Annotated in this window: 1 protein-coding gene; it reads left to right on the top strand. The window is 60.1% G+C overall.

Annotated elements, in window-relative coordinates:
* Nucleotides 1–74 precede the first annotated feature (74 nt).
* The coding region (gene arnT / locus ACXRVY_RS29260; RefSeq protein ID WP_458238992.1) for a lipid IV(A) 4-amino-4-deoxy-L-arabinosyltransferase at nt 75–1380 on the top strand (1306 nt) is incomplete at its 3' end.

Here is a 1380-nt window from a genome sequence, read left to right as displayed (position 1 = left end):
ATATCATTCCGGTTTTCTCTCTCACTAGTTGCACATCACTCTTCAACCTGCCATCTGAGCGCCAAGGTCGAGACATGACGTCAAATCAGCCACTGCCAGATCTTGCTGGCCATTCTTCCCGCCTGCACGCCCCATCCACGCCGACCAGCGAGCGCTGGATGCCATTCGCGTTGTTACTGGCGTTCATCGCGTTCTACTTGCTGCCACTGATGAGTCACGGCCTGTGGATTCCCGACGAAACCCGTTATGCCCAGATCAGCCAGGAAATGCTGCAGGGCGGGAACTGGGTCTCGCCGCATTTCATGGGCCTGCGTTATTTCGAGAAGCCGATTGCCGGGTACTGGATGATTGCCATCGGCCAGGCGGTGTTTGGTGACAATCTGTTCGGGGTGCGCATCGCCTCAGCGCTGAGTACCGGGTTGAGCGTGTGGCTGACCTATATGATTGCCCGCCAGTTCTGGGGCGATCCGCGCAAAAGCTTCGCCTGCGCGCTGCTCTACATGAGCTTCGGGCTGATTGCCGGTCAGGCCGGGTACGCCAACCTCGATCCGCAGTTCACCCTCTGGGTCAACCTGAGCCTGGTTTCCCTGTGGTTTGCCATCGACAGTCGCAGCACTCGCGCCCGCCTGGGATTCTGGGCGGTGCTGGGCATCGCCTGCGGCATGGGCTTCATGACCAAGGGCTTTCTGGCCTGGCTGCTGCCGGCGGTGATCGCCCTGCCCTACATGCTCTGGCAGCGTCGCATGGGCGAACTGTTGCGTTACGGGCCACTGGCTGTTGGGGTCGCCGCGGCAGTCTGCTTGCCCTGGGCATTGGCCATTCATCATAAGGAACCGGACTTCTGGAATTTCTTCTTCTGGAACGAGCACGTACGCCGCTTCGCCGCCGACAACGCGCAACACGCACGCCCGTGGTGGTTCTACCTGCCGATGCTGGTCGTTTCCGCCCTGCCCTGGGCTGTGTTGTTGCCGACAACGTTCATCCAGGCCTGGAACAACAAGCGCCAGCCCGTCAGCGGTTTTCTCCTGCTCTGGTTGTTGTTGCCATTGGCGATTTTCAGCATAAGCAGCGGCAAGCTGCCGACCTACATCATGCCGTGCCTGTTGCCGCTGGCGCTGCTGATGGGCCATGCGCTGACCGGTCTGCTGGAACAGGCACGGGAACGGACGATTCGCTTCAACGGTTGGCTCAACGTCGTCATTGCCACGACGGCCTTGATTGCTTTGCTGTACCTGCAATTGAGCAAGGAGATTTTCGAGAACACCGAGATGTTCAGCCTGTCCCTGGCGTTCATCGTGCTGCTGGGCTGGATCATCGCCAACGCCCTGCAAATCCTGCGGCCATTGACGTTATGGGCGATGCCGGCCCTCGGCATCTGGC

Source organism: Pseudomonas sp. P5_A2_2 (genome assembly GCF_054177685.1).
Note: the sequence above shows the minus strand (reverse complement) of the source record. Positions and strands in the feature narration are given on the sequence as shown.